Genomic DNA, 23,347 nt, shown 5'->3' on the forward strand with positions numbered 1-23,347 from the left:
GTCAGTCTCCTCCACAGCCGCCCCGGCAGCATAACCATCTCATCGAACGAGCCACCGGCGTTGTTTCACACATTCCGGACTGAAAAATTCATCTCACTGATTTCTGGTACGACCCCGAGGTAGCGGTCTGCATGCCAGGAGTCGGGCACGATCGAGCGGGTGGATATCGAAAATCCATAAACCGCAGCATGTTTTAATTCGACGGGCGGAAGAGGCCTTGATCCAGCTGTTTTCCAGTAAACCGCCGCACATCCGACAAGCTCTGAATTCTCTTGCGGATCTCACTCGTCGGGGTGACGACCCGGCTGTACCACGCCAAGGCGACCGAGCGAACGAACTGCTTCCGACCTACCGGCGGCGTCGAGGTGTCGACGTTCTCGCGCCGAGCTCGGCGAAGGTCATGAGGACACCGCCGACGAGGAAGAACGGCAGCAAGTTGAACTGCCCCGACACCGACGCGCCACGAGACATGCCGATCAGACCGCCGACGAAGCCGATACCGACGAATACCAAGCCGATCCACAACAGTGCCTTGGTCCAGACCGGAGCTCGGGACAGATCCTCATCCGACGCGATGTCGTATGTGGTGTTGTGAATGCTGCCACCAGCCGTGATGCCTTTGCTGCCGGTGACGATCCGACTGCCGTGGGTCGCGGTGTTGATCACGGTTCCGCCGTTCAGCCTGCCCAGCGTGGCTTGCAGGGCGGCGAGTTCGCGGGCGAATTCCGTGTCGGCGGCTGCCGCGCGTTCGATCTCGGCGGCGAGTTGGCGGCGTGCTGCCATGCTGTGCGGGTTCTGGTCGAGGTCATCTAGTGCGCGTCGTCCGAGCCCGCGTGTGACCACGCCGGTGAGCGCGGTCAATCCTTGATCCACCGATCGGTCCACGGGCCGTCCGCCCGTTGCCCCCAGTGCCACAGCCAGGTGAGTGGCAACGGCCATTCCGTCGATCATGTCAGCTTCCTCCGCAGCCGCCCCGACAACATAATCGTCTCATCGAACGAACCACATGTGGTGTTTCAAAATTCCGCGCCCAAAGTCGTTCGTAAGCAAAGCTAACGCGCTTGGTGCCTTGCGGCCAAAGCGTGGAAAATGCAACAGCGGCAAACTGGAGGCGACAAGTGCTCCGCCTGAGGTTGCTTCTTCTGCATTCAGCGGGTCGTACCGGGGTCGCGTCACTCAGTCGAGACAGAACTCGTTGCCCTCGATGTCTTGCATCACGATGCACGACTCGTTGTGGTCATCGGCGGAAAGTAGCCGCACGCGTATCGCGCCGAGGGCGATAAGCCGTGCGCACTCGGCTTCGAGCGTGGCGAGGCGCTGTTCACCCACGAGGCCGGTGCCGACCCGCACATCGAGATGCACTCGATTCTTGACGACCTTCCCTTCGGGAACGCGCTGGAAGTACAGCCGCGGGCCCACTCCCGAGGGATCGACGCAGGCGAACGACGAACCCTGAAGCTGAGGCGGCCGCGAGCGATCGAAATCCTCCCACGTAGCGAACCCCTCTGGTGGCGGCGGTACCACGTAGCCCAACACCTCGCACCAGAAGCGAGCGACGCGCTCGGGTTCTGCGCAGTCGAAGGTGACTTGGACCTGCTTGACCGATGCCATCGGTCCACCATAAGGGCGTGTGCCGGGCATCGAGATCCCAGACATCGCCTGAAGCGCGAGCGGCGTCACCGTCGACGTTGGATCAGGGCTCCTCGACGCCCAGAGTCATCCCCCATATGTCGTTGGTGGCGGTCATCGCGAATGCGTAAGTGTCGACCTCCAGGCATAGCTGTACGTCGTCAGGATGCACTCCTCGGTATCCCTTGTCCACGCCTTCCATCAGCTGCCTCGCGGCGGTCGAGTGCAGGGCTCGTTTCGTGAACGGACGCGGATCGACGTCGTCGGCCGTGAGCAACGCGGCGATGTATTGCGCGCACGCCAAATCTTCCTCGGCGCTTCCGTTGTCTCCGGTGATCACGAAGACGACGTGCTCGGGTGCCAGCTTCCGCAGGAGTCTCGCGGTCGCCTGCGCGACGACGAAACTCGCGCACAGAACCACGTCGGCGTCGGCGACGCCCAGCGCGCCCGCGGTACCCGCGGTGGTCTTCATCACCAGGGTGCGGCCTCGCAGATCCTGTGTGCTGAGCTGTCCGGGCGAGTTCGACAGATCGAACCCCGGCGCCGGTGCGCCGTCACGCACAGCGAGCCAATTCGGCTGACGCGCCTTCAGTTCCAATGCCGCGTCGTCGGTGCCGGCGAAGACGATCCGGTCGGCGGAACCCGCAAGGGCGTACGCCGCGGTGGTGAAAGCGCGCATCACATCGATGACGACAGCGACTCGGGGCACGGCACTCAACTGCGCCACGCCGGCGAAAGTGAAACGCATTCACACATCGTGCATGAGAAGGATCGGTCACCGACGTGAGCGCGCGTTGGGCAGGAACGACGTAACGCGTCATCGGCTGCCGGTAAACCGGTGGCGAATGGGTGGGCGAGCCTCGTAGCTTGTCCGTTCGTGACCGACGATCGGAAGACGGACCCGAATCGACACGACCTCGGCCGAGTGTTCAACGAGGTGCCGCAGCTCTATGACCGAGTCCGGCCGGGATACCCTGACGAGCTGTTCGCGGACCTCTGCGACATCACCGGCGTGACCGAAAGGTCGGCGGTGCTGGAGGTGGGCTGCGGTACCGGTCAGGCGACGCGCTCGCTGGCAGCGCTCGGCTGCTCGGTGACCGCCATCGAGCCGGGCCAGGACATGGCCGCATTCGCTCGGCGGCGGATCGCTGGTTTGCACAACATCGAAGTCGAGACGTCGACGTTCGAGGAGTGGGACGACCGTGGCCGACGCTTCGACGCCCTCGTGGCCGCGTCGTCATGGCATTGGGTGGACCCGTCGATCGGCTGGCGGCGAGCCCACGATGTGCTCTGTCCCGGAGGCTGGATGGCGCTGCTCGGCAACGTCGTCGTCCGCAGGCCGGGCGAGCCGGAGGTCTACGCCGAAACTGCCGATCTGCACGAGCGGTTCTGCCCCGGCAACCCTGGCTGGGGTCATCCACCACTGGAGGACGACGTGCGCGCCACCGATGAGGGCTGGGGCCTGGTCGAGGATCCCGGAGCATTGTTCGGCCCGACGATCGTGCGTTGGTACCCAACAGTTCAGCAGTTCGACGGAGACGGCTTCGCTGATCTCCTTCGCTCGACGTCGCTGTATCGCAGGCTCGCCCGCGACGTCCGTGAGCCCCTGCTCGATGCCGTCGCCGAGCGCATCCGCACACGGATGGGCGACCGGGCATCACGCCGTTATCTGAGCGTCCTGCGTGTCGGACAGCGCCTCGAGTGAGGTCGAGGACCGGTCGGGTGCGGTCCGGCGGGGGATGGCGCATGTCGAGGCCGACTGATCGGATCGCTTGGACGTCAGTGCGATTCGGCGACGTCGAGCAGTATGCGCAGCAGATCTTCGGGAGCGTCGCGCATCAGGTTGTGCCCGCCGTCGAGCGCGTGAGTCGTCCACCCGGCGTCGTCCCGCAATCGCTGGTAGGTGGCGGTGAACGGTGAGGGTGTTTCCCATCCGGCCGCGTAGACGTAATCCCTGCGCCGGATGTGGCCGAGATCCCCGGTGAGCGTGAGTGGTTGGAGAACCGACGCGAGCGGGTGCGCTGTGGCTCGCGGATCGAAGAAGGGCAGCGGGCGGACCGCGTCGCCGGTGTCGACCACGTCGAGGTACCACCGCCGCTCTTCGTCGGAAACCAGTGTGAAGCAAGAGTCCCCGTGCCCGGGGACCACGGCGTCGAGGTACACAAGCGCGCCCACCCGGGCCGCCGCGCGATCGGCGGCGCCGGTGATCACCATGCCGCCGTAGCTGTGTCCCACCAGGACGGCGTCGGTGACGTTCTCGGCCGCCAGCGCGGCGGTGACGTCCTGGATGTGAGTGTCCAGATTCACGCCGTGGCGCAGATGCACGCGCTCACCGACTCCGGTGAGGGTCAGCGGAAGCACGCGATGGCCGCGCGTACGCAGCTGCTCGGTGAGCTGCTCGAAGCACCAGCCGCCGTGGCACATGCCGGGGATCAGGACGAAAGTCGTCATTGTCGTTCTCCTTCTGGTCGGGGGAGCGAGGGGGTGGGATGGCGGCACTCGCCGACGCGGCGACGCATGCGATCGCTGTGAACGCGAGTGCGGAGTTGGTGGACGTGTGATCCGCGAGAGTCCCGGCGATCCACGGCCCTGCGGTTTGCCCGACGGCGAACACCGTCGTGAAGGCCGCCAGCGTCGCGGTCCAATCGACCGGTGCGGTGTTGTTCTTGACCGAGGCCGTGACCGCCGCGGGGACACTCATGAAGGTCGCCCCGTAGACGACGGTGGAGGCGAGCAGGACCGGCGGTGCGGGGGTGACCAGCGCCAGTGCCGCGCCCGCGCCCAAGACGGCGAGCAGTACGCACAGCGCTCTGCTTCCGGGCCAGCGGCTGATGGGGCGGCTCCACAGAACAGGTGCCGCGACGACGGCGAGTCCCATCGCGGTCCAGGCCGACATCACCTCGAGCGTCGAGGCGTGCCGATCGACCAGGTACGCCGACAGGAAGGTGATGTAGGTGATGTATCCACCCGCGAACAGCAGATACGCGAGCGCTGTCGGCCACAGTGGCCGCAAGTGCGCGTGTCCGGCGACTTTCGGAGCCGGTGAGTCGAGGCGGGTGGCGGTCCAACTCGCCAGGGCCGCAAGGCCTGCGGCGATACCCAGGCCGACCCACGCCATCCGCCAGTGATCCCCCGCCAGCGGCACGGTTGTGCCGCTGAGCACGATGCCGACCCCGGTGCCCGCGAAGTAGACGGCGATGGGCGTGCCGGATGACGCGTGCGTGGCGATATGCGAGGCGATGACGCCGCCGGTGATGAAGACGACCGCACCCGCCGCCCCGGCCACGGCTCTGGTCGCGAGCAGGAAGAGATGGTCGTTGCCGACGGCTGTGGACGTCAACGCCGTTGCGGTCAGCGTCATCCCGGTGCGGAACGCGGCTGCCGTGCCCAGGCGGCGAACCACTGCGGGTGTCGCCACGGCGCCGACGAGATAGCCCAGTCCGTTTGCGGTGCTGAGCATTCCGGCATCGGCCAGGTTCCAGCCGAGGTCGTTTCGCATGGCGGGTAACAGCAAGCCGTATGCGAACCGTGCGAATCCCAATGCCGACGCGGTGCCGAGGGCGAGGCGCGCGGCTTGCCATATCGGGGTCATGAACGCGGCCTTCCGAGGTCGAACCGATCGGTACGACCTTGGATGCTAGCAGATGATCGAACCAGCCGTTACCATCTATGTATGCCCGTGGCCAAAGGCTCGACGATAGACCCGGCGCGCACCCGCGCCGCCATCCTCGAAGCGGCGGAACCGCTGCTGTACGAGCGCGGCCTCGACGGAATCGGTGTAGCCGAACTGTGCGCGCGGCTCGGGGTGTCCAAGGAGACCTTGTATCGCCACTTCGGCACCAAAGACGGGCTCGTGCGAGCGATGCTGGAGTCGCGCAGTGAAAAAGTGGGTGGGTGGCTGGCGAGTGCGGTGGAGTCGGCAGGCGACGACCCCGCCGAGCAGTTGGCCGCGGTCTTCGACGCGCTCGGCGAGTGGTACGCACAACCGGCCTTTCGCGGCTGCGCCATGGTGAACGCGTCGGCCCAGCACTACGACGACGAGGTGCGGACCATCACCGCGCGGCACCTGCAGCGCTATCTCGACCTCTTCACCGGCATCGCCGCCCGCGCCGGAGCAGAGGATCCCGCCGTGCTGGGCCGTCAGCTGCTCATGCTGGTGGAGGGCGCGACCGTCGTCGCGGCGATGCATGATCCGGCTGGTGTCGGCGGGCATGCTCGCTCGGCCGCGGTGGCCCTGCTCACCGCGACTACCTGACCGAGTCCTGTTCTCCGCCTATAGCTGAGGACCGCAAGGCATTCCCGCAGTCGAGCGACATCCCGGCGGGCCGGCCGCGACATCGAAGCCGTGTCTGCCCGTTTCCTCCCTTCTCGCGCCGGGTCCGGTCAGTCCGGGACGACGACGGCACGGGTGCGCCCTTGATGCGCCCAGGCCTCGGCGACGCGGCTGAGTGGGTAGTCGGTGTACGGCGCGTCGAAGGTGCCGTCGGCGAACCTGGCGAGGACCTCGGGCAGCTCGGCGATCATCGCGGCCTTCGAAACCGAGCCCGCGCCGCTGCCGCTGATCCGGATCCGCCTGCTGCGCAACAGAGCCGCGGGCAACGCCGCGTCGGCTCCGGCGAGCGAGCCGATCTGCACGTAGTCGATCGCCGTGCCGTCGTCGTCCATGCCGCCCTTCGCCAGTGCGGCGAAGGTGGCCTCGGCGACGGGACCCCACAAGAAGTCGAGCACCAGCGTGGGCTGCGCCTCGGCGACGACGGCGGCGAAGGTGGCCGCCCCGGCGTCGGGTGTGGCGGCCGCGAGCGGAACGGTGACGGCGCCGAGGCCTCGCAGTCGTTCCAGCGCCTCGTGATCGCGCCCGGCCGCGATGACCTGTTTCGCGCCGAGAGACATCGCCGCTCGCACGGCCAGGCTGCCCGACATGCCGGTGGCCCCGAGTACCAGCACGGTGCCGAGTTCGCCTGTCTCCTCGCGGTGGGTGGTCAGGGGCATCCAGCCCGACAAGGCGGGGTTCACGCCGGCGGCGGTCGCGAGCGGATCGGCCCCGGCGGGCAGCTCCACCTCGAACGGGGTGACCAGCCATTCGGCCATCGTTCCCCACGGCGACCGGGCGAGGCCCGTGTAGACCAGCCGCCCGTCGTCGGTCCTGGCCACGGCGTCGACGCCCGGCACGAGGGGGTAGGCATGGTCGCTGCCGTAATGCCGGCCGGATGCCAGCCCACGGACGACGTGGTGCAGGCCCGCGCCGACGAGTCTCAGCGGCGTCCGGCCCGGCCGCTGTTCCGGGTCGGGGAAGTCCGCGCAGACCGGTGTCGCTCCTGCGGTGTCGACGACTGCAGCACGCATGACAAGCTCCTTAACTAAGTTAGATCAACCGCATCGCCCACCTTTCCTGAACTTTGTTAAGGTGTCAACCGTGGCAAAGGGCATCACCCGGGAACGGATCGTGGCGGCGGCACTCGAGCTGCTCGACGAGAAGGGCATGGATGCGCTCACCGTCCGCGCGCTCGCTTCCCGGCTCCAGGTGAAGGCCCCAGCGCTGTACTGGCACGTCCGCGACAAGCAGGAACTGCTCGACGAGATGAGCACGTTCGTGATGCGCCGCGTCACCGACGCCCTCTCGGCGATCGCTTCCGGCGCCGACTGGCGCGACGACGTCGCCGCCTACGCCCGCGTCTTGCGCGCGGAATACCTGCGCCACCGGGACGGCGCGCGCATCTTCAGCGGCACGCGCTTCTCCGACCCCGAAGTGGTGCGGGCGAAGGAATCCTGGCTCGCGCGCTTGACAGCGGCTGGGTTCGCACTGGCGGAGGCGGACGATGCCCTCGACCTGGTCACCGCGTACGTCGTCGGCTTCGTTATCGAGGAACAGGAGCGCAGCCAGTCGGCCGACGTCGACCCGGCGCGGTACTCGCTCGCCGAACGTGATGAGTGGCTGGGTGAAGGCGCCGAACTGGTCAAGGCCGCCGGGCACCTCCGCGACGACGGTGACAGCAGGTTCGAACGGCAACTCGGCGTCGTCCTCGACGGGCTCGCGGCCCGACTGCGCTGACTGCCCCGGCCGGATCGCCACGCCGTGGCGGTAGGCGTGGACGCTGTCGCCCGACGCCGATTCGTGCTATCGAGAATCCATGACGCCGACGCGCTCTTCCTACGATGTCGTGATCGTCGGTGGCGGCCACAACGGGTTGGTGGCCGCCGCGTATCTGGCTCGGGCCGGGCGGTCGGTGCTGGTGCTCGAACGGCAGCCGCATACCGGTGGGGCGGCGGTATCGGAGCGGGTGTTCGCGGGCGTCGACGCGCGGTTGTCGCGGTACTCGTATTTGGTGAGCCTGTTGCCGTGGTCGATCGTGACGGACTTGGGCTTGCGGTTCGAGACGCGGCGGCGGGAGGTCTCGTCCTACACGCCGGTACGGGAGGGTGGTCTGCTGGTCTCGTCGGCGCAGGCCCGGACGGAGGCGAGTTTCACGCGGCTGACCGGCTCGGATACGGAATTCCGCGCATGGCAGCGGTTCTACGCGAATACGGGGGAATTGGCCCGGCGGGTCTTTCCGACGCTGACCATGCCACTGGTGTCGAAGGAGGCATTACGGCACATCGTGGACGACGCGGCCACCTGGGAGGCGCTGTTCGAGCGGCCGCTCGGTGAGACGATCGAGTCGACCTTCGCCGACGACACGGTGCGCGGCGTGGTGCTCACCGATGCGCTGATCGGCACGTTCACCCATGCGCACGATCCGTCGCTGCGGCAGAATCGCTGCTTCCTGTACCACGTGATCGGCGGCGGCACCGGCGACTGGGACGTGCCGATCGGCGGCATGGGCGCGCTCACCGACGCACTGGCCGCGGCCGCGCGCGAAGCGGGCGCGGAGATCGTCACCGACTGCGCGGTGACGAGCATCGAAACCGACGGCGACACAGCGGAAGTCGGATACGAAGAAGGGAAGATCGGAGCGCGCCACGTCCTGGCGAACGTCGCGCCGTATACGCTCGCCGGGCTGCTCGGCGAGCCGCTGCCACCGAAGCCCGAGGGTGCGCAGTTGAAGATCAATATGCTGCTGCGCCGCCTCCCACGATTGCGCGACGCCGAGGTCGAGCCACGGGAAGCATTCGCCGGTACTTTCCACATCGGCGAGTCGTACGCCCAACTCGACCGCGCCTACGGCGAGGCCGCGATCGGCCGCATTCCGTCCGCGCCGCCCGCCGAAATCTATTGCCACACATTGACCGATCCGACGATCCTGGCACCGGACCTGGCTGAGCAGGGTGCGCATACGCTCACCCTGTTCGGACTGCACGCTCGCGCGAAACTCTTCGCCGCCGATCACGCGTCGGCGAAAGAAGAGTTCGTGAAAGCGACCTTGGCGCAACTCGATTCGGTGCTCGCCGAACCGATCGCGGACTGCTTGGCGAGAGACGAGAACGGCGCGCCCTGCCTGGAGGCGAAGACGCCGATCGAACTCGAGGGTGAGGTCGGCCTGCCCGGTGGCCACATCTTCCACCGGGACCTGGCCTTCCCCTACCTCCCCGAGGACGCCGACCCCGCCGACCCCGGCGCCCGGTGGGGCGTGGCGACCGGCCACCGCAACGTGTTCCTGTGCGGTGCGGGCGCCATCCGGGGCGGCGGCGTCAGCGGCATTCCCGGGCACAATGCCGCGATGGCCGTGCTGAACGCCGGTCAGGCGGGCTGACCCCGCAGCGCGATCTTGGCGGCGCGGCCCGGCGTCTCGGTGGCGACGGCGGCGTCCGCCGCGGCCTCGAGCGGGTAGGCGGCTTCGATGTCCAGCCGCAGCTCACCGCGAGCGGCGAGATCGATCAGTTCGCTGATCAGCCGTCCGCGCTGGTCCGCGCCGATCTCCTCGATCCGCTTGGAACCCCAGAAGCCCTTGACCACGGCCTGGCCGAAGATCAGACTGCCCGGATCGAGCGTCAGCGGCTTGCCCGAGAGCGCGCCGAAGGAGATCAGCTGACCGCCGGGCGCGAGCAACGCCAGTTCGTCGGCCGCGGCGCGACCGCCCACTTGATCGACGGCCCGGACGATCGGCGCACCGGAGGTGGCGGCGTCCACCTGGTCACGCCAGCCCTCGCTCTCGGTGTCGAGCACCGGCTCGTAGCCGAGTTCCCGCAGCGCCGCGACGGAGCCAGGGCCGCGCACGAGATTCAGCACGCGCAAACCACGCTGCCTGGCGAAGACGTTGACGAGCCTGCCGACCGCGCCGTTGGCGGCGTTGATCGCCAGCCACTCGCCGGACCGCAGCCCGAGGTCCTCGATGAGCATCAGCGCGCTCAACGGCATGGCCAGCAGTTGGGCCGCCGTCTCGTCGGAGACCGTGTCGGGCAACGGGATGACCTGGCGGGCCGGGACCACGAAGTAGTCGGCCCACACGTTGATCGCACCGGACACCGTCACGCGCCGTCCGACCGACATGTCGGTGACGCCGGGACCCACCGCGTCGACCCGCGCGACCGCCTCGCTGCCCGGGATGGCGGGCAACTCGGGCCGGTAGCCGTACACGCCACGCACGATGGCCAGATCGTGATTGTGGATCGGTGACAGGATCAGCGCGAGTCGCACCTCGCCCGGACCGGGCTCGGGGACCGGGCGTTCGGCGGTGGTCAGTACATCTTTCGGTTCACCGAACCGTTCGATGACTACGGCACGCATATCCGCTCCTTCTCGATCAGTCCTCGGCTACGAGGACCTGGACGTCGATGTTGCCGCGGGTCGCGTTGGAATACGGGCAGACCTGGTGTGCTTTGTCAGCGAGCGCTTGCGCGTCCTCCCTGGACAGATGGGGGAGCGATACCTCCAGGGTAACCGCAAGGCCGAAGCCGCCCGCGTCGTTCGGCCCGATCCCGACCTTGGCGCCGACCGCGGAGTCGTCGATGTTCGCCTTCACCTGCTTGCCGACCAGACGCAGCGCCGAATGGAAGCAGGCCGCGTACCCGGCCGCGAACAGCTGCTCGGGATTGGTGCCCTCGCCGTCGCCGCCCATTTCCTTGGGAGCCGAGAGATTCAGGTCGAGCTTGCCGTCGGTGGTGCGTGCGCGGCCGTTGCGTCCGTCGCCGCTGGCCAGGGCCTCGGCGGTGTAGAGGATCGGCATGTCTATTCTCCTTCGTTCAGCTGAGATTTCAGCGAATCGGTCAGTCGGCGCAGGATGTCGCGCAATGCGGCGATGTCGTCCATGGACAAGCCGCTGGCCTTGCCCATCTGGGCCGGGATGTCGCCCGCCTCGGCGCGCAGGGCGCGTCCTCGGTCGGTGAGCCGGATGTCGACGCGGCGTTCGTCGGCCGCCGACCGCCGCCGCTCCACGAGGCCCCCGGCCTCCAGCCGCTTGAGCAGCGGGGAGAGCGTGCCGGAATCCAGGTCGAGCGCATGGCAGACGTCGCCGACGCTGCGTTCGTCGCGTTCCCACAGCGCGAGCATCACCAGGTACTGCGGGTAGGTGAGCCCGAGCCGTTCCAGCTTCGGGCGGTAGACCGCGGTCATCGCCCGGGACGCCGCGTAGAGCGGGAAGCAGAGCTGCTCGTCGAGGGTGAGGTGATCGGCCATGAGCAATAATGTAGTGAGCAATTCGATTGCGCACAACCTAAGTGTTCATGGCGCTCGTCACACCGAGGCCGCGGGCAAGGCTCAGCGGGCCGGGAAACGAAGGACGCGGTCGTCACCGCTGACCGGTTCGCCCCGGCCGTCGGTGTTGGAGGTGGTGAGCCACAACGCTCCGTCCGGCGCGACCGCCACGGTGCGCAACCGGCCGTACCGGTCGCGCAATTCGGCACGGGGTGCACCGGTGCGGCCGTCCGCGAGCGGCACGGTCCACAGCCGACGGCCGCGCAGCGCGGCGACGTACAGGGTGTCCCCGGCGATGGCGATCCCCGACGGTGACGCTTCCGCGGTGGTCCAGGTCAGCAGCGGATCGGTGAAGCCGCGGTCGGCGCCGCCCGACCCCTCGACCTCGGGCCAGCCGTAGTTGTGGCCGGGCTCGATCAGATTGATCTCGTCGAACCGGTCTTGCCCGAATTCCGCCGCGAACAACCGCCCGTCGCGGTCCCATGCCAGACCCTGCACGTTGCGGTGGCCGAGACTGTAGACCGGCGAGCCGGGATACGGATTGCCCGGAGCCGGGCGGCCTTCGGGCGTCACACGGAGGATCTTCCCGCTGAGACTCGCCGGATCCTGCGATCGTCCGGATTGCCCGGCGTCGCCGGTCCCGGCGTAGAGCATGCCGTCCGGCCCGAACGCGATTCGCCCGCCGTTGTGATTACCGGCCTTCGCGATCCCGGCCACCAGCACCTCCGGTGGGCCGTCGAGCCGGAACCGGACGATCCGGTTGTCCGTATCGGCGGTGAAATAGGTATAGACATAACGACTTTCGGCGTAGTCCGGCGCGACGGCGAGCCCCAGCAGTCCGCCTTCGCCCCGGGCGGTCACGCCCGGCACCTGATACACCTGTTGCGGTGCACCGCCGGTACCGATGCGCAGGATCCGTCCGGAGTCCCGCTCGGCCACCAGCGCCGCGCCGTCGGGTAGGAAGGCCAGCCCCCACGGCACGTCGAGGTTCCCGGCGATTTCCTCGGCGGCGTCGAGGTCGGGTCGTTCGGCGGGATTGCTGGGCGCGACGGTGCGCGTCGCCGGAGGCGTGCTCCTCGGTTCGGTCGAGCTGTCGTTTCCGCAGGCAGTCAGCGCCGCGCCGAGCAGGAGTGCGGCGATGGTCGTGCGGGTATGGCACCGTCTCGGTGCCACAAGCCTGCTGTCGCAAGCGTGCGCGTGCCGGGTGGACCAGCGGAACCGCCGGTCGGAATCCGGGCCTGTGAAGAGGCTCCGGACGCCGAGAGAACGGCCCGATCCGGTTCGCATCAGCCGAGATACGTTCCGTACCAGTCCAATACGCGCCGCCAAGCCTCGGTGGCGGCCGTCGCGTTGTACCGCTGACCGGTGTCGTTGAAGAATGCGTGGTCGGCATCGGGCGCGGTGAAGATCTGATGCGGGTTGCCCGAACGGGCCAGTGCCGCTTCCGCGGCGGCCCGGGAGGCGTTCACGCGGGCGTCGGCCGCCGCGTAGATGCCGAGCACGGCGGCGTTCGACGCGGTCAGATCGCCGTTGTCCGGGAACGGCCCGTAGAACGGTGTCGCCGCCGCCAACTGGGACGGGCCCGAGGCCAGCAGCAGCCAGGTCAGGCCGCCGCCGAAGCAGAAACCGGTGGCGCCGAGCTTCTTTCCCTCGACCCGCCGCTGCAGTTCGTCCAGTCCGGCGCGCAAGTCGGCGACGAGCTGGTCCTGCGGGATCCGGCTCAGCTCGGCGGTCGCCTCGGCGGGATCGGCGAACGTCGCGGTTCCGCCTCGTGCGGACAGCAGGTCGACCGCGAGCGCGGAATACCCGGCCCCTGCGAAACGCCCTGTCACCGAACGGATGTGGTCGGTGAGACCTTTGTTCTCGTGGACCACCAGCACACCGCCCCGTGGTTGCGGCGCCGCCGCCCACGCGGCTTGCAGCGTCCCGCGGGGACCGGCGAAGGTGACGGCGCTCGTCGGAAGAGCGGTGGCGGATCCCGGTGGCGTCGGGGGCGACGTGGGCGAGGGCGAGTAATCGGTGATACCGGTGTCGGAGTTCGCGCAGGCGGCCAGCAGGGTGGCGGCGGCCGTGGCGCCGAGCCCGAGCAGCCCCAGCCTGCGCACCGCCTCTCGCCGGGTGAGCAGCCCGTCGGCGTGATCGGCCGCGATCTCCTCCGCGATGTAGCGCTGCAGCGGCGTCATGTGTCCCACCCTAAGCCGCAACGTCGGTGGCGACGCGGCATTCACCGTCTGTTCGCTCGCGACAAACCGGCCCGACCGCGCCTCCCGCGTTATTCGCCGGAAGATTGCTACGTTGTCGCCCAATCGGGCGATCGATAGTCGGTCCGCACACCGGTCGAGGGAGCGAGATGGCAGCGGGGCGTGGCGTGAGACGAACGACGATCAGGGCGATCCGGACGATGGTCATGGTCGCGGTAACGGCGACCGTGGGATTCGTGTCGGCGCCCGCGGCCGCGGAGCCGTCGGTCGATGCCCACAGTGTGCGGTGGACGGCGTTGCACGACGGTCCCCAGCCGTATGCCGACGTGCACATCGACTGGGATGTGCCGATCCGGATGAGCGACGGTGTCGTGTTGAAGGCCAACGTCTACCGGCCGGTGAAGGAGGGCGGCGAGGTGGAACGGCTGCCGCTGCCGACCATCGTCAACCTCACGCCGTACACCAAGCTCATGACCAACCTGATCGACACGGCGCTCGCGGTGCCCGGGTTGCAGCCGTTGACCGTGCGGCTGGTCAATCGCGTGAATCTGTCCCGCACGCCGGTCAGTGGTTTCGGCGATCTGCTGCACGCGGTCGACGGCGGCACCGTGCAGACGGTGCTCGGTCTGGATCGCGATCTGATCCGCGCCGGATACACGCAGGTCGTCGCCGACGTGCGAGGTACCGGTTTCTCCCAGGGAGCATGGGACACCCTCGGCGAGCGGGAACAGCTCGACACCCGCGAGGTGATCGAGTGGGCGGCGGCCCAGCCTTGGTCGAACGGCCGGGTCGGGATGAGCGGCGGCTCTTATTCGGGAATCAACCAGCTGCGCGCCGCCGAGAACGCCCCCGCGCCGTTGCGGGCGATCTTCCCGGTGGAGCCGGGCAGCGACCTCATGCGCGACGTCGTCGCGCCGGGCGGCGGCGTGGGGACGACGTTCCTTCCGATGTGGCTCAGCACGGTCAACCAGCTGAAGCTGATTCCCGACGTGCAGTCGATGTTGAAGGGCACCTTCGACTGGGGGTGGCTGCAGGAACGGATGTCCGATCCGGCCAGCAACGTGGACCTGCTGGCCCAGGCGCTGCTTACACCGTCGCTCGATCACGTGCCGCCCGCGCTGGCCGACGCGCTGGACGAGAACAGCTATTTCCGGCGCGGCATCGAGGGGCATCCCGAGCGCATCACGGTGCCCACCTTCGTCTACGGCGGCTGGCACGACATCTTCGCCAACAGCGCGACGAAGCTGTACAACGCGATTCCGCTGCCCGCGGGACAGAAACAATTGGTCGTCGGCGACACCTATCACGCGAATCCCGGTGCGGGAACGGGCATTCCGGGGGCGCCGCCGCGGCTGGACGTGTTGCAGCGCATTTGGTTCGACAAGTGGTTGAAGGATACCGACCACGGCTTGGGCGATTTCGGGCCGATCACCGTGTGGGAACAAGGCGGCGGCTGGATCTCCCTCGGCCAGTTCCCGCAGAAAGATCTCAACCACCGCCGCGTGTATCTGTCGGCCGAGCCGAGCGGCACCGCCGGAAAGGCCGTGTACGACGGATCGTTGACGATGACCGCTCCCGGCGAACGGCAGACGCTGACGGTGGCGCCCGGCGTCGCCTCGGCGTGTTCCCGCGATACCGCGCAGGGCTCGGCCGGGATGGCGGCGGTGCTGGACGTGTGCGCGAAGGACTCACGCATCGCCGAGCGCAACGCGCTGACCTTCACCAGCGCACCGACGACCGAGCCCACCGTCATCTCGGGGCCGGTGAACGTACATCTGAACGCGGTGCACGACGCCACCGACGGCTACTGGAGCGTCACCATGAACGACGTCGCGCCCGACGGGAGCTCGAAGGTGCTGTCCACCGGGCAGCTGACCGCATCGCTGCGCGCCGTCGACGAGCAGAAGAGCAGCCGCACACCGACCGGCGACCTGACCGAACCGTTCAATCCGATCACCTTGGACAGTGTGCGGCCGGTCGTCCCCGGTGAGCCGGTGGCGCTGGACATCGCGGTGATTCCCACCCAAGCGGTGCTGCAACCAGGCCACCGGCTGCGGATCGACGTCTTCGCGGGTAACTCGCCGAAGGCGCTGGCCTTCCGGCCGATGCTCAACAACACCGAGCTGAAGCCGCAGCACCTGAAGCTCGACCCGTCGGCACCGAGCTTCGTCGTGGTGCCGACCAACCGTCCGCTGGACTGAGCGCTACGACAACTGCGACTGCACCTGCGCGGAGATCAGCTCGAGGTGCTCGAGATCGTTCAGATCCAGCACCTGCAAGTAGATGCGGCTGGTGCCGATCTCGGCGTACCGGCCGATCTTGTCCACCACCTCGGCGGGTGAGCCGGCCAAGCCGTTGGTCTTCAGTTCGTCCACCTCGCGGCCGATCGCCTCGGCGCGGCGCGCCACTTCGGCGTCGTTCGCGCCCACGCAGGCCACCAGCGCGTTGGAGTAGACCAGGTCGTCGGCGGCGCGGCCGTATGCCTCGGCGGCGGCGCGCACCCGGTCGAACTGCCGCGTGCTGTCCTCGATCGAGGAGAACGGCATGTTGAACTCGCTGGCGTATTGCGCGGCCAGCCGCGGGGTGCGGGTGGCGCCTTGCCCGCCGATCACCACCGGGATCGGGTCCTGCACCGGCTTGGGCAGGGCGGGGGAGTCGGTGAGCTGGAAGTGCTTGCCGTCGTAGCTGAAGGTGTCGCCGGGTTTGGTCGCCCAGAGCCCGGTGATGATGGCCAGCTGTTCTTCCAGCCGGGCGAATTTGTCGGCGGGGAACGGGATGCCGTACGCGGCGTGCTCCTCGGCGAACCAGCCGCTGCCCAAACCGAATTCGACTCGGCCGCCGGACATCTGGTCCACCTGCGCCACTTGGATCGCCAGCGGGCCCGGCAGCCGGAAGGTGGCGGCGGTGACCAGGGTGCCCAGCCGGATCCGCTTGGTCTCCCTGGCCAGACCGGCGAGGGTGATCCAGGCGTCGGTGGGGCCGGGCAGCCCGTCGGCGCCGCCCATGCTCAGGTAGTGGTCGGAGCGGAAGAACGCGTCGAAGCCCAGGTCCTCGGTGGCCTTGGCGACGGTGAGCAGGGTGTCGTAGCTCGCACCCTGCTGCGGCTCGGTGAAGATGCGTAGTTCCATGTCGACGACCCTAGTCGGTCGGCCGGAAGGCGAATCGGGGCGTGCGCGGCTCCCCGTTCGAGCTGCGCGGCAGCTCGAGCGCGGTCGGCCCGGTGATGCGGTCGCTGAGAGATCATCGCGCGGACTGTTCGGGCCCCGGCGGTTGCGTGTAGGTCCGTGCGATGAGCGCGGCGCGCAATCGGTAGAGCGCGTGCGGAACGGCGGTGTCCAAGCCGGTGAGGCGGCCGATGCGCTTGAGCCGATGGTCGACGGTGTTCGGGTGCAGATACATCGTCCGGGAGGTGCGCCTGCGGTTGAAGTCGTTGCGGATGTGTTCGCGCAGGGTTTCGACCAACTCCGGATGCCCCTCCAGCGGATCGAGCAGGGCGGCCAGCCGGTCGCGTCCCGGGCCCGGCCGGGTGAGCTGGTATTCGAGGGCTAGATCCTCGAAGCGGTACAGGCCGGGTGGGCTCTGCAGGCGACGAACCATGTCGAGCAGTTCGTGCGCCTGGTCGGCGGCGCCGGGAATCTGCTCGGCCTCGGCGGCGGTGGCGGCGGCGGTGAGCGGCGCGGGCACCACCGCGGCCAGCGCGGCGACCAAGTCGGTGAGGCGGTCCGCGGCGACCGGCGCCGCCGGTACCAGGATCGTTCCGCCGATCGCGCTGAGCAGGCTCGGCACGTGCCTGCCGCAGTGCACCGCGAGGCAGAGTTGCATGCGTTGCCGGATGCTGTGCCCTTCCGCGGGGCGGCCGGGATTCTCCTCGGTGGGCCGGTCGACCGCCACGGCGAGCACGGTGTAGCGGTCGGCGACCGGAATGCCGTACTCCCGGTAGACCTTCGCAGGGTGGTGCCCGCGCAGCAGCGCGGCGGCGACGGCGTGCGGAGCGGTCTGCTCGTCGGCGGGGGCGACGGACAGGTAGGCGAGCGAGACGGTCGTGGTGACCGCGTGAAGGGCGTCGAAGAGCCTGCGTATGTCGTTGTGCCGCGGTGTGTTCGAATCACGCAGATACTCGTCGAGATACAGGCGGAAACCTTCGTGGACCAGATGCTGGACGGTGTCCATGCGCACCCCGACACCGGCCCACCGGGTGGCGGCCGCGAAGATGCCGACCGTGCGGGCCGGTTGTGCGGGGGCGAGGGAAGTGACCAGGTCGAGGCAGTGGGCGACGGTGGCGCGGATCTCCTCCCGCAGCAGATTCCCTTGTTCGACGTGCCGGCGGGGAATGATGCCGAGCAGGTGTCGCACGATGTGTTCGGTGGCCGGGACGGGCTCGGCGGTGCCGCGTGTGGGTGGCATGCCGGTCCCTCAGCGACCGCCTCCGCCGCCGACCATCCGTGGGTCGAGCGCGCGGTCGCGGTTCGGATGTCGGACCAGGCCGGTGCCTTGCGTCGTCGCAAACATTCGGTACTTCCCATCCAGTCGTCCGCACGTTTTCACGAAATGGCGTGATACGAAGCAGAATTCGAATTCACGGAAGTTCGTGACATCGCACAGTCTCGTTCCTTGAAATGTATCGGCGGCGGCGCGAATCGTCACTGCACGGGCCGACGAAGCAATCGGCCGCTACGTTGTTGCGGATGACAATGCCGCACGAAGATCCGCCACCATCAGGGAAGAAGGTTCGAGTGCGCGATGTGCCGATGATTGTCGTGATGGGGGTGTCGGGTTCGGGAAAGACGACGGTCGGTACCCGCTTGGCCGACATATTGGGGGTCGAGTACGCCGACGGCGACGATTTCCACCCGCCCGCGAACGTCGCGAAAATGGCGGCGGGGACGCCGCTGGACGATGCCGACCGCGCACCCTGGCTCGATGCCTTGGCCGCCTGGATGGCCGGGCGATCAGGGAAGGGGGCCGTCGTCACGTGTTCCGCGCTGAAACGGATCTATCGCGACCGGCTTCGCGTCTCGGCCCCCCACGCGTTCTTCCTGCATCTGGACGTGCCGCGGCAGGAACTCGAGCGCCGTATGGCGGGCCGCGGTGGGCACTTCATGCCACCGAGCCTGCTGGATTCCCAGCTGGCCACGCTGGAGCGGCTCGCGGCCGACGAGCGCGGCGACACCCTCGACGCGACACGACCGCCCGAGGATGTGATCCGGGACGCCGTGGCGGCGCTGAAGAGGTAGTCAGAGGCCGCCGATGCCGGACAGGAGATCGAAACCGAGATCGAGCCCGCGCCACAAAGCGTCGATCTCGGCGGTGACGGCGGGTGCCGCCGCCGGGTCCTGCAAGGCGATCCCGTTCGCGAAGATGACGACGTTGGCGCCCGCGTCGGCCAGCCGGAGCAACGGGCCGGTCGCCACGCCTCGGCCGAGCACCGCGTCCAAGCCCTCCCCGACGAAGTAGAAGCGCCACAGCGGTCCCAGGTCACCGCCGTAGAACGCCTTGGTCTCGTCGACGATCAGCGCGCCCTGCCGGGCGATCGAGTCGACGATGCGGAAATAGTCGCGCGTGTTGGCGGCGGTGCTGCCGACCGCCGCGACGGAGTAGGACAGGTCGACGGTCAGATGCGCGTCGTAACCGGCCATCGCCACTCGGGCCGGGGGCAACTCGCAGCGACGGGTCAGCTCGAAGTAGTGCGCCCAGTGCGGTTCGGCGGGTGCGCCGGTGAATTCCGCGTGCAACGCGCGCAGGAAACGCGACAGCAGCTCGCGACTGATCCGGTGCGCCCATTCGGGGTCGTCGAACGACGCGGGATCGCGCTGGAGCGGCAGGACGGCGGCCTGCTCGACCGCGTCGAGCCCCAAGGCGAACACACCGCGCAGGTCGCGGTGGCGGACCAGGATTTCGGTGATCTGCCGGTGGCGGTCGATGGCCTGCTCCAGCTGCCACAACGAGGAACCAGCCGGTGCCTCGGTATCGGACAGCCGCGCGATCGCGGCTGTCTCCTCTGGTGTCAACGGTGTGCCGCAGGCGGTGTCGGCCGTCGCGGCGAGGCCTGTGGCCGGGTGGAGCGCAATCGTGGCGAGCAGCGCGGTGACGGCCATGGCCAGTATCGGAAATCGTTGTCGCGCAGTGCTGATCGGTGTGCGCGCGAGAAGGTTCGCCATGCTGGCTCCGGAGGTCGTGAATCGCGAACTTGCGTCGGACGGCCGAAGCGGGTGCGCATCGGCGATGCGCCATCGCCGTAGGTAAGGCGTTGACACAGGGCGAGTTCGAAGCCTAACCGAGCCGACCGGACCGCGCAGCGCGGCGATCAGTGAGCGGCGAAGCAGGACCCGGAGGGCGCGCCCGGCAGGCAGACTTCGGCGATGGCGGAGACGAGCAGCCACGCGCCGAGCGACAACGAACCCACGGCGATCGCGCCGAACACGAAAACCCACAGCAGGCCGGGCAGCCGGGTGAGCCGGGCGAGTTGATCGGCGTCGGAGTCGACCTCGTGATAGCGGGCACGTTGCTGCCGGGAGCGGCTTCGTTGCAGCTCCAGCACCGGCCGTGCCCCGGCGAACAGCAGGAACCAGGCCCCCAGGTAGGCGAACCCCGCTTGCAGCGTGTCGGTGCCGAACCAGGAGACCACGAAGACCACCGCGCCGAGGCCGAGCACGGTGATGGCGCCGTAGACGTTCCTGATCTTGATCAGCAGCGCGGCGAGCAGAACGATGGCGGTCCAGAGCATCAGCGTGATCCGGCTCGCGCCCAGCAGCGCGGCGAATCCGAGACCGAGCAGCGGCGGTGCGGGGTAACCGGCCATGGTGGTGAGGATCATCCCGAGGCCGTAGGGTTTCCCGCTCGACACGGTGAGCCCCGAAGTGTCGGAATGCAGTCGGATGCTGTTGAGCTTGCGGCCGGTCAGCAGGGCGACCAGGGCGTGCCCGCCTTCGTGCGCGATGGTGACGATATTGCGGGTCAACCGCCAGATCGGGGTGTAACCCACCAGCACGAGCGCCGCCACCGCGGCCGCCACCACCAGCCACCACGGCGGCTGCGCTTGCGTCGTCGTCAGACGATCGGCGATGGAAGCGCCGCGCTCGAAGAATTCCGCTCTTTCCACCGCCGCACCTTAACCGCCCGCGGACGACCGCGCTCGGGGCATGGGTTCGACGCTGGGACGCCGGAGGCGAGCGCGTGCGGCTCGCCTCGCCGCGTCCTGTCGTGGAGGGCCGGTGCGCCGCTCGTCGCCCCTGAATCCGTCGCCCGCGCCGTTCAGCCGGTGCGATCGAGGGTGCCGGTCATATCCCCTGCCACACCCTGGGTTCGGTACGAGAGCGTCCCGTCAGGTCGCAACTCCAACCGGGACGTCGCGCCGTCATCGTTGCAGCCGCCGGGATCTTTGGTGAGTCTGGCGGTCAGCACCACACCGTTGGCCGTGGCGGACGTGAGCGTTTCGGACCGGCCGCATTGCAGATGCGCGAATCTGCCGGTATTGGTCGATTCTCCGACCTGCTCGCCTACGTTCCCAGGATTGATCCGCACGACGATGTCGTAGCTGCCCAGAATGTCCCGCGCGACACCCTGCCATTCGCCGACAAGTGCGTTCGGAACGCTCGTGCCCGACGGGCCTGCGCTGGTCGGCGTCCCGTCACCGGCTTGCGTGGCGGTAGCCGTCGGAGCGTCGACGCCGGCTCGGGTGGTGGACGTCGGAGAATCACTGTCGGTCGGCGTCGCGGTCCGCGCGATCGAGTTCGCGGTATCGCGCCGTAGTTGCGCGCCGACCACGAACGCCGCCACGGCGACCGCGATGCCGACCACGAGGGCTCCCACGACCAGCAGGGCGCGGTTCGGACTGTGTGCGCGAGGTGCCGGGGTGGTGACCGGACCACCGGGCGAATCGTATTGCGCGGGTGGTTGAATCCGTTGCCCCATGGACGTGGCGGCCGCCTGCGGCGAGCCGGGATAGCGCGTCGGTCCGTGTGCCGACCGTCCGGGATCGCCCTGCGCGTACCGCGGATAGGTAGGTGGCGCGGGGCGGACCACGGTGTCGGCCGTACGCGCCCGATCCGTGGGCGCGGAGAACTGGCTGCGGTCGAATGCGCCGGAGTCCAGATCCAATAGCTCGACCGCGCGTCGGCCGACCTCCTCGAGCACCGGTGCGGGCAGCCAGCCGCCGCGGTCGGGGATGCCCAGTGCGGTGAGCTGGGCGAACAGCTCGTCCGGAGTCGGGCGAGCCGCGGCGTCCTTGGTCAGGCAGGCGGCCACCAGTGGACGCAGCCGCTCCGGCACGTCATCCAGCTGCGGCTGCTCGTACACCACCCGCCACAGCATCTGCACCGTCTCGCCGACGCCGAACGGCCCGTGGCCGGTCGCCGCGAACACCAGGACGCCGCCCAGCGCGAAGACGTCCGCGGGTGGGCCGACCGGATCGCCGGTCACCTGCTCCGGGCACATGAATCCCGGTGAGCCGATGACTTTTCCGGTCGTGGTGAGCTTGCTGTCGTCGACGGCGCGGGCGATGCCGAAATCGATCACCTTGGGACCGTCGAGGGCCAGCAGAACGTTGGACGGTTTGAGGTCGCGGTGCACCACACCGGCCCGGTGGACGGCGGTCACTGCCTCGATCAGCCCGTGCGCCAGCACGAGCAGCGCGTTCTCGGTGAACGGTCCGTACCGGTCGACCGCGTCGGCCAGCGAGAATCCCGCCACGTAACCGGTGGCCAGCCACGGGGGATCGGCGTCGACGTCCGCGTCGAGCACCGGCGCGGTGAACTGTCCGCCGACCCGGCGCGCGGCGGCCACCTCGCGCCGGAAGCGCTGCCGGAATTCGGCGTCGATCATGTCCGGGCGGATGACTTTGACCGCGACGGTGCGCCCACCCGGGTTCCGGCCGAGGTAGACCCGGCCCATGCCACCCGCACCGAGGACGCCGAGCAGGCGATAGTCCCCGATCCGGGCCGGATCGTTCGTGCCGAGCGGTTGCATCGCGCAGCTGGCTCCCTTCGTGGCGTCGACCCTCCGAGAGGCTACCCACCGGGGCCGCCCATGTCCGCGCGGCGAACTGCCCGGGCTAACCCGCCATGCTCGGCGCGGGCGCGGGCTGCTCTCGCCGCGCCCGCCTGGCCAGCAGATACGCGGCGATCGCCGCCGGGATGTTCATCAGAACCCCGTACACCGCGCCCGGAACGGCCATGGTGTCGTTGTCCAATACCGAAGCGGCGACGGCGATCGCGAGCGCCGCGTTGTGCACGCCGATCTCCATGGCCGATGCGATCGCCTGATCGGCTTCCACCCGCAACAGCCGGGGCAGGAAATAGCCCACGGCCAGACTGATCACGGCGAAGGTCAGGCAGATCGCGGACAGCTCTCCGATGTGCTCGGTCAGGATGTCCAGGTTCGAGCCCACTCCGGCCGCGATCACCAGCGCGAGGACCGCGACGGACAGGATCTTGACCGCACCGCGCATCCGCCGAGACCACTCCGGGAACCGCCGATGCACCACCATGCCGATCGCGACCGGCACCAGCACGATGGCGAAGACCTGCGCGAATTTGTCCGGCCGCAGTCCGACCGCACCCTCGCCGTCCAGGAACAAGGCGTAGGACAGCGCCACCACCACGGGCAGGGTGAATACCGCGAGCACCGAATTGATCGCGGTGAGTGTGATGTTCAGCGCCACGTTGCCCCCGGCGACGTGACTGAACAGGTTGGCCGACGCTCCGCCCGGCGACGCCGCGAGCAGCAGCATGCCCGCCGCGAGCGCGCCTTCCAGTCCGAACAGGCGGATCAGGCCGAGGCACACCGCGGGCAGCAGGACCATCTGGCACGCCAGCGCGATCACCGCCGCTTTCGGATACCGCAGCACGCGCGCGAAATCGTCGGTCGTCAAGGTCAATCCGAGCCCGAACATCACCAAGGCCAGCGCCAGCGGCAGCAGCACGGCGAAAACCGTTGTACCCATTCGGGTCTC

General features: G+C 68.6%; 23 protein-coding genes. 6 read left to right on the plus strand and 17 right to left on the minus strand.

Annotated elements, in window-relative coordinates:
* Positions 1–348 precede the first annotated feature (348 nt).
* The 3 genes from ACFV2O_RS18040 to ACFV2O_RS18050 all read right to left on the minus strand — a co-directional run bounded on the left by ACFV2O_RS18040 (position 349) and on the right by ACFV2O_RS18050 (position 2,377).
* Positions 349–951 carry a hypothetical protein gene (locus tag ACFV2O_RS18040; protein WP_379252773.1) on the minus strand — a complete coding sequence of 201 codons (603 nt, stop codon included), beginning with the start codon at positions 949–951 and terminating at the stop codon, positions 349–351.
* A gap of 225 nt (positions 952–1,176) precedes the next feature.
* The gene (locus ACFV2O_RS18045) at positions 1,177–1,611 is read right to left on the minus strand and encodes a VOC family protein (protein ID WP_355076703.1); all 435 of its coding nucleotides are present in this window, start codon (positions 1,609–1,611) and stop codon (positions 1,177–1,179) included.
* Between the two features lie 82 nt (positions 1,612–1,693).
* Entirely contained in the window at positions 1,694–2,377 is a 684-nt protein-coding gene (locus tag ACFV2O_RS18050; protein WP_379252774.1) for a 2-phosphosulfolactate phosphatase, read from the minus strand.
* 129 nt (positions 2,378–2,506) lie between these two features.
* Here ACFV2O_RS18050 and ACFV2O_RS18055 point away from each other — a divergent pair, with 129 nt between their 5' ends.
* Positions 2,507–3,334, plus strand: coding sequence for a class I SAM-dependent methyltransferase (locus tag ACFV2O_RS18055; protein ID WP_379252775.1), 828 nt, complete (start codon positions 2,507–2,509; stop codon positions 3,332–3,334).
* Between the two features lie 74 nt (positions 3,335–3,408).
* Here the strand turns inward: ACFV2O_RS18055 and ACFV2O_RS18060 are convergent, their stop codons facing one another.
* Positions 3,409–4,053, minus strand: coding sequence for an alpha/beta fold hydrolase (locus tag ACFV2O_RS18060; RefSeq protein ID WP_379252855.1), 645 nt, complete (start codon positions 4,051–4,053; stop codon positions 3,409–3,411).
* The gene (locus ACFV2O_RS18065) at positions 3,959–5,221 is read right to left on the minus strand and encodes a YbfB/YjiJ family MFS transporter (RefSeq protein WP_379252776.1); all 1,263 of its coding nucleotides are present in this window, start codon (positions 5,219–5,221) and stop codon (positions 3,959–3,961) included. The genes ACFV2O_RS18060 and ACFV2O_RS18065 overlap by 95 nt, the downstream gene beginning before the upstream one ends.
* Before the next feature lie 81 nt (positions 5,222–5,302).
* On the opposite strand from ACFV2O_RS18065, the gene ACFV2O_RS18070 reads away from it, so the two are divergent.
* Positions 5,303–5,884 (plus strand): TetR/AcrR family transcriptional regulator, encoded by a 582-nt coding sequence (locus ACFV2O_RS18070; protein ID WP_379252778.1) that lies wholly within the window; start codon positions 5,303–5,305, stop codon positions 5,882–5,884.
* 128 nt (positions 5,885–6,012) lie between these two features.
* Here ACFV2O_RS18070 and ACFV2O_RS18075 read toward each other — a convergent pair whose 3' ends face one another.
* On the minus strand, positions 6,013–6,972 hold the full coding sequence (locus tag ACFV2O_RS18075) for a zinc-binding alcohol dehydrogenase family protein (RefSeq protein ID WP_379252779.1): 960 nt from the start codon (positions 6,970–6,972) through the stop codon (positions 6,013–6,015).
* A gap of 70 nt (positions 6,973–7,042) precedes the next feature.
* Between ACFV2O_RS18075 and ACFV2O_RS18080 the strand changes: the two genes are divergently transcribed.
* Complete coding sequence (locus tag ACFV2O_RS18080) at positions 7,043–7,678, plus strand: TetR/AcrR family transcriptional regulator C-terminal domain-containing protein (protein WP_355076399.1); 636 nt, start codon at positions 7,043–7,045, stop codon at positions 7,676–7,678.
* A gap of 79 nt (positions 7,679–7,757) precedes the next feature.
* Positions 7,758–9,317 carry a phytoene desaturase family protein gene (locus ACFV2O_RS18085; RefSeq protein ID WP_379252780.1) on the plus strand — a complete coding sequence of 520 codons (1,560 nt, stop codon included), beginning with the start codon at positions 7,758–7,760 and terminating at the stop codon, positions 9,315–9,317.
* Here the strand turns inward: ACFV2O_RS18085 and ACFV2O_RS18090 are convergent.
* The 5 genes from ACFV2O_RS18090 to ACFV2O_RS18110 all read right to left on the minus strand — a co-directional run bounded on the left by ACFV2O_RS18090 (position 9,305) and on the right by ACFV2O_RS18110 (position 13,380).
* Positions 9,305–10,291, minus strand: coding sequence for a zinc-binding dehydrogenase (locus ACFV2O_RS18090; RefSeq protein ID WP_356965352.1), 987 nt, complete (start codon positions 10,289–10,291; stop codon positions 9,305–9,307). The genes ACFV2O_RS18085 and ACFV2O_RS18090 overlap by 13 nt on opposite strands.
* A 16-nt stretch (positions 10,292–10,307) precedes the next feature.
* On the minus strand, positions 10,308–10,730 hold the full coding sequence (locus ACFV2O_RS18095) for an organic hydroperoxide resistance protein (RefSeq protein WP_379252782.1): 423 nt from the start codon (positions 10,728–10,730) through the stop codon (positions 10,308–10,310).
* A gap of 2 nt (positions 10,731–10,732) precedes the next feature.
* Positions 10,733–11,179, minus strand: a complete 447-nt coding sequence (locus tag ACFV2O_RS18100) for a MarR family winged helix-turn-helix transcriptional regulator (protein WP_379252783.1) — start codon at positions 11,177–11,179, stop codon at positions 10,733–10,735.
* Positions 11,180–11,260: 81 nt separating this feature from the next.
* Complete coding sequence (locus ACFV2O_RS18105; protein ID WP_379252784.1) at positions 11,261–12,370, minus strand: PQQ-dependent sugar dehydrogenase; 1,110 nt, start codon at positions 12,368–12,370, stop codon at positions 11,261–11,263.
* 113 nt (positions 12,371–12,483) lie between these two features.
* Positions 12,484–13,380 (minus strand): dienelactone hydrolase family protein, encoded by an 897-nt coding sequence (locus tag ACFV2O_RS18110; protein ID WP_379252785.1) that lies wholly within the window; start codon positions 13,378–13,380, stop codon positions 12,484–12,486.
* 218 nt (positions 13,381–13,598) lie between these two features.
* Here ACFV2O_RS18110 and ACFV2O_RS18115 point away from each other — a divergent pair, with 218 nt between their 5' ends.
* Positions 13,599–15,599, plus strand: coding sequence for a CocE/NonD family hydrolase (locus ACFV2O_RS18115; RefSeq protein WP_379252856.1), 2,001 nt, complete (start codon positions 13,599–13,601; stop codon positions 15,597–15,599).
* 3 nt (positions 15,600–15,602) lie between these two features.
* Here ACFV2O_RS18115 and ACFV2O_RS18120 read toward each other — a convergent pair whose 3' ends face one another.
* Together ACFV2O_RS18120 and ACFV2O_RS18125 are read right to left on the minus strand one after the other, a co-directional pair.
* On the minus strand, positions 15,603–16,526 hold the full coding sequence (locus ACFV2O_RS18120; RefSeq protein ID WP_379252786.1) for an LLM class F420-dependent oxidoreductase: 924 nt from the start codon (positions 16,524–16,526) through the stop codon (positions 15,603–15,605).
* A gap of 112 nt (positions 16,527–16,638) precedes the next feature.
* On the minus strand, positions 16,639–17,802 hold the full coding sequence (locus ACFV2O_RS18125) for a PucR family transcriptional regulator (protein WP_379252787.1): 1,164 nt from the start codon (positions 17,800–17,802) through the stop codon (positions 16,639–16,641).
* Positions 17,803–18,089: 287 nt separating this feature from the next.
* Between ACFV2O_RS18125 and ACFV2O_RS18130 the strand changes: the two genes are divergently transcribed.
* Positions 18,090–18,632, plus strand: coding sequence for a gluconokinase (locus tag ACFV2O_RS18130; protein WP_379252857.1), 543 nt, complete (start codon positions 18,090–18,092; stop codon positions 18,630–18,632).
* On the opposite strand, the gene ACFV2O_RS18135 is transcribed toward ACFV2O_RS18130, so the two are convergent.
* The 4 genes from ACFV2O_RS18135 to ACFV2O_RS18150 form a co-directional block, all read right to left on the minus strand.
* A complete protein-coding gene (locus ACFV2O_RS18135; RefSeq protein ID WP_379252788.1) occupies positions 18,633–19,556 on the minus strand; it encodes a DUF5995 family protein in 924 nt (307 codons plus the stop codon).
* A 146-nt stretch (positions 19,557–19,702) separates the two neighbouring features.
* The gene (locus ACFV2O_RS18140) at positions 19,703–20,497 is read right to left on the minus strand and encodes a M50 family metallopeptidase (RefSeq protein WP_379252789.1); all 795 of its coding nucleotides are present in this window, start codon (positions 20,495–20,497) and stop codon (positions 19,703–19,705) included.
* A gap of 152 nt (positions 20,498–20,649) precedes the next feature.
* On the minus strand, positions 20,650–22,362 hold the full coding sequence (locus ACFV2O_RS18145; protein WP_379252790.1) for a protein kinase: 1,713 nt from the start codon (positions 22,360–22,362) through the stop codon (positions 20,650–20,652).
* Positions 22,363–22,447: 85 nt separating this feature from the next.
* Entirely contained in the window at positions 22,448–23,338 is an 891-nt protein-coding gene (locus tag ACFV2O_RS18150) for a bile acid:sodium symporter family protein (RefSeq protein ID WP_379252791.1), read from the minus strand.
* Between the last annotated feature and the right edge of the window lie 9 nt (positions 23,339–23,347).

Origin of the sequence: Nocardia sp. NPDC059691 (assembly GCF_042733915.1) — a bacterium.
Lineage (GTDB): Bacteria > Actinomycetota > Actinomycetes > Mycobacteriales > Mycobacteriaceae > Nocardia > Nocardia sichangensis.

Bases quoted from the DNA above. Each gene is read 5' to 3' on its own strand.
- ACFV2O_RS18115 (WP_379252856.1), top strand. From the start codon at position 13,599: ATGGTCATGGTCGCGGTAACGGCGACCGTGGGATTCGTGTCGGCGCCC.
- ACFV2O_RS18130 (WP_379252857.1), top strand. From the start codon at position 18,090: ATGCCGCACGAAGATCCGCCACCATCAGGGAAGAAGGTTCGAGTGCGC.
- ACFV2O_RS18050 (WP_379252774.1), bottom strand. From the start codon at position 2,377: ATGCGTTTCACTTTCGCCGGCGTGGCGCAGTTGAGTGCCGTGCCCCGA.
- ACFV2O_RS18090 (WP_356965352.1), bottom strand. From the start codon at position 10,291: ATGCGTGCCGTAGTCATCGAACGGTTCGGTGAACCGAAAGATGTACTG.
- ACFV2O_RS18040 (WP_379252773.1), bottom strand. From the start codon at position 951: ATGATCGACGGAATGGCCGTTGCCACTCACCTGGCTGTGGCACTGGGG.
- ACFV2O_RS18100 (WP_379252783.1), bottom strand. From the start codon at position 11,179: ATGGCCGATCACCTCACCCTCGACGAGCAGCTCTGCTTCCCGCTCTAC.
- ACFV2O_RS18120 (WP_379252786.1), bottom strand. From the start codon at position 16,526: ATGGAACTACGCATCTTCACCGAGCCGCAGCAGGGTGCGAGCTACGAC.
- ACFV2O_RS18095 (WP_379252782.1), bottom strand. From the start codon at position 10,730: ATGCCGATCCTCTACACCGCCGAGGCCCTGGCCAGCGGCGACGGACGC.
- ACFV2O_RS18065 (WP_379252776.1), bottom strand. From the start codon at position 5,221: ATGACCCCGATATGGCAAGCCGCGCGCCTCGCCCTCGGCACCGCGTCG.
- ACFV2O_RS18110 (WP_379252785.1), bottom strand. From the start codon at position 13,380: ATGACGCCGCTGCAGCGCTACATCGCGGAGGAGATCGCGGCCGATCAC.
- ACFV2O_RS18145 (WP_379252790.1), bottom strand. From the start codon at position 22,362: ATGCAACCGCTCGGCACGAACGATCCGGCCCGGATCGGGGACTATCGC.
- ACFV2O_RS18070 (WP_379252778.1), top strand. From the start codon at position 5,303: ATGCCCGTGGCCAAAGGCTCGACGATAGACCCGGCGCGCACCCGCGCC.
- ACFV2O_RS18150 (WP_379252791.1), bottom strand. From the start codon at position 23,338: ATGGGTACAACGGTTTTCGCCGTGCTGCTGCCGCTGGCGCTGGCCTTG.
- ACFV2O_RS18135 (WP_379252788.1), bottom strand. From the start codon at position 19,556: ATGGCGAACCTTCTCGCGCGCACACCGATCAGCACTGCGCGACAACGA.
- ACFV2O_RS18085 (WP_379252780.1), top strand. From the start codon at position 7,758: ATGACGCCGACGCGCTCTTCCTACGATGTCGTGATCGTCGGTGGCGGC.
- ACFV2O_RS18125 (WP_379252787.1), bottom strand. From the start codon at position 17,802: ATGCCACCCACACGCGGCACCGCCGAGCCCGTCCCGGCCACCGAACAC.
- ACFV2O_RS18075 (WP_379252779.1), bottom strand. From the start codon at position 6,972: ATGCGTGCTGCAGTCGTCGACACCGCAGGAGCGACACCGGTCTGCGCG.
- ACFV2O_RS18045 (WP_355076703.1), bottom strand. From the start codon at position 1,611: ATGGCATCGGTCAAGCAGGTCCAAGTCACCTTCGACTGCGCAGAACCC.
- ACFV2O_RS18060 (WP_379252855.1), bottom strand. From the start codon at position 4,053: ATGTGCCACGGCGGCTGGTGCTTCGAGCAGCTCACCGAGCAGCTGCGT.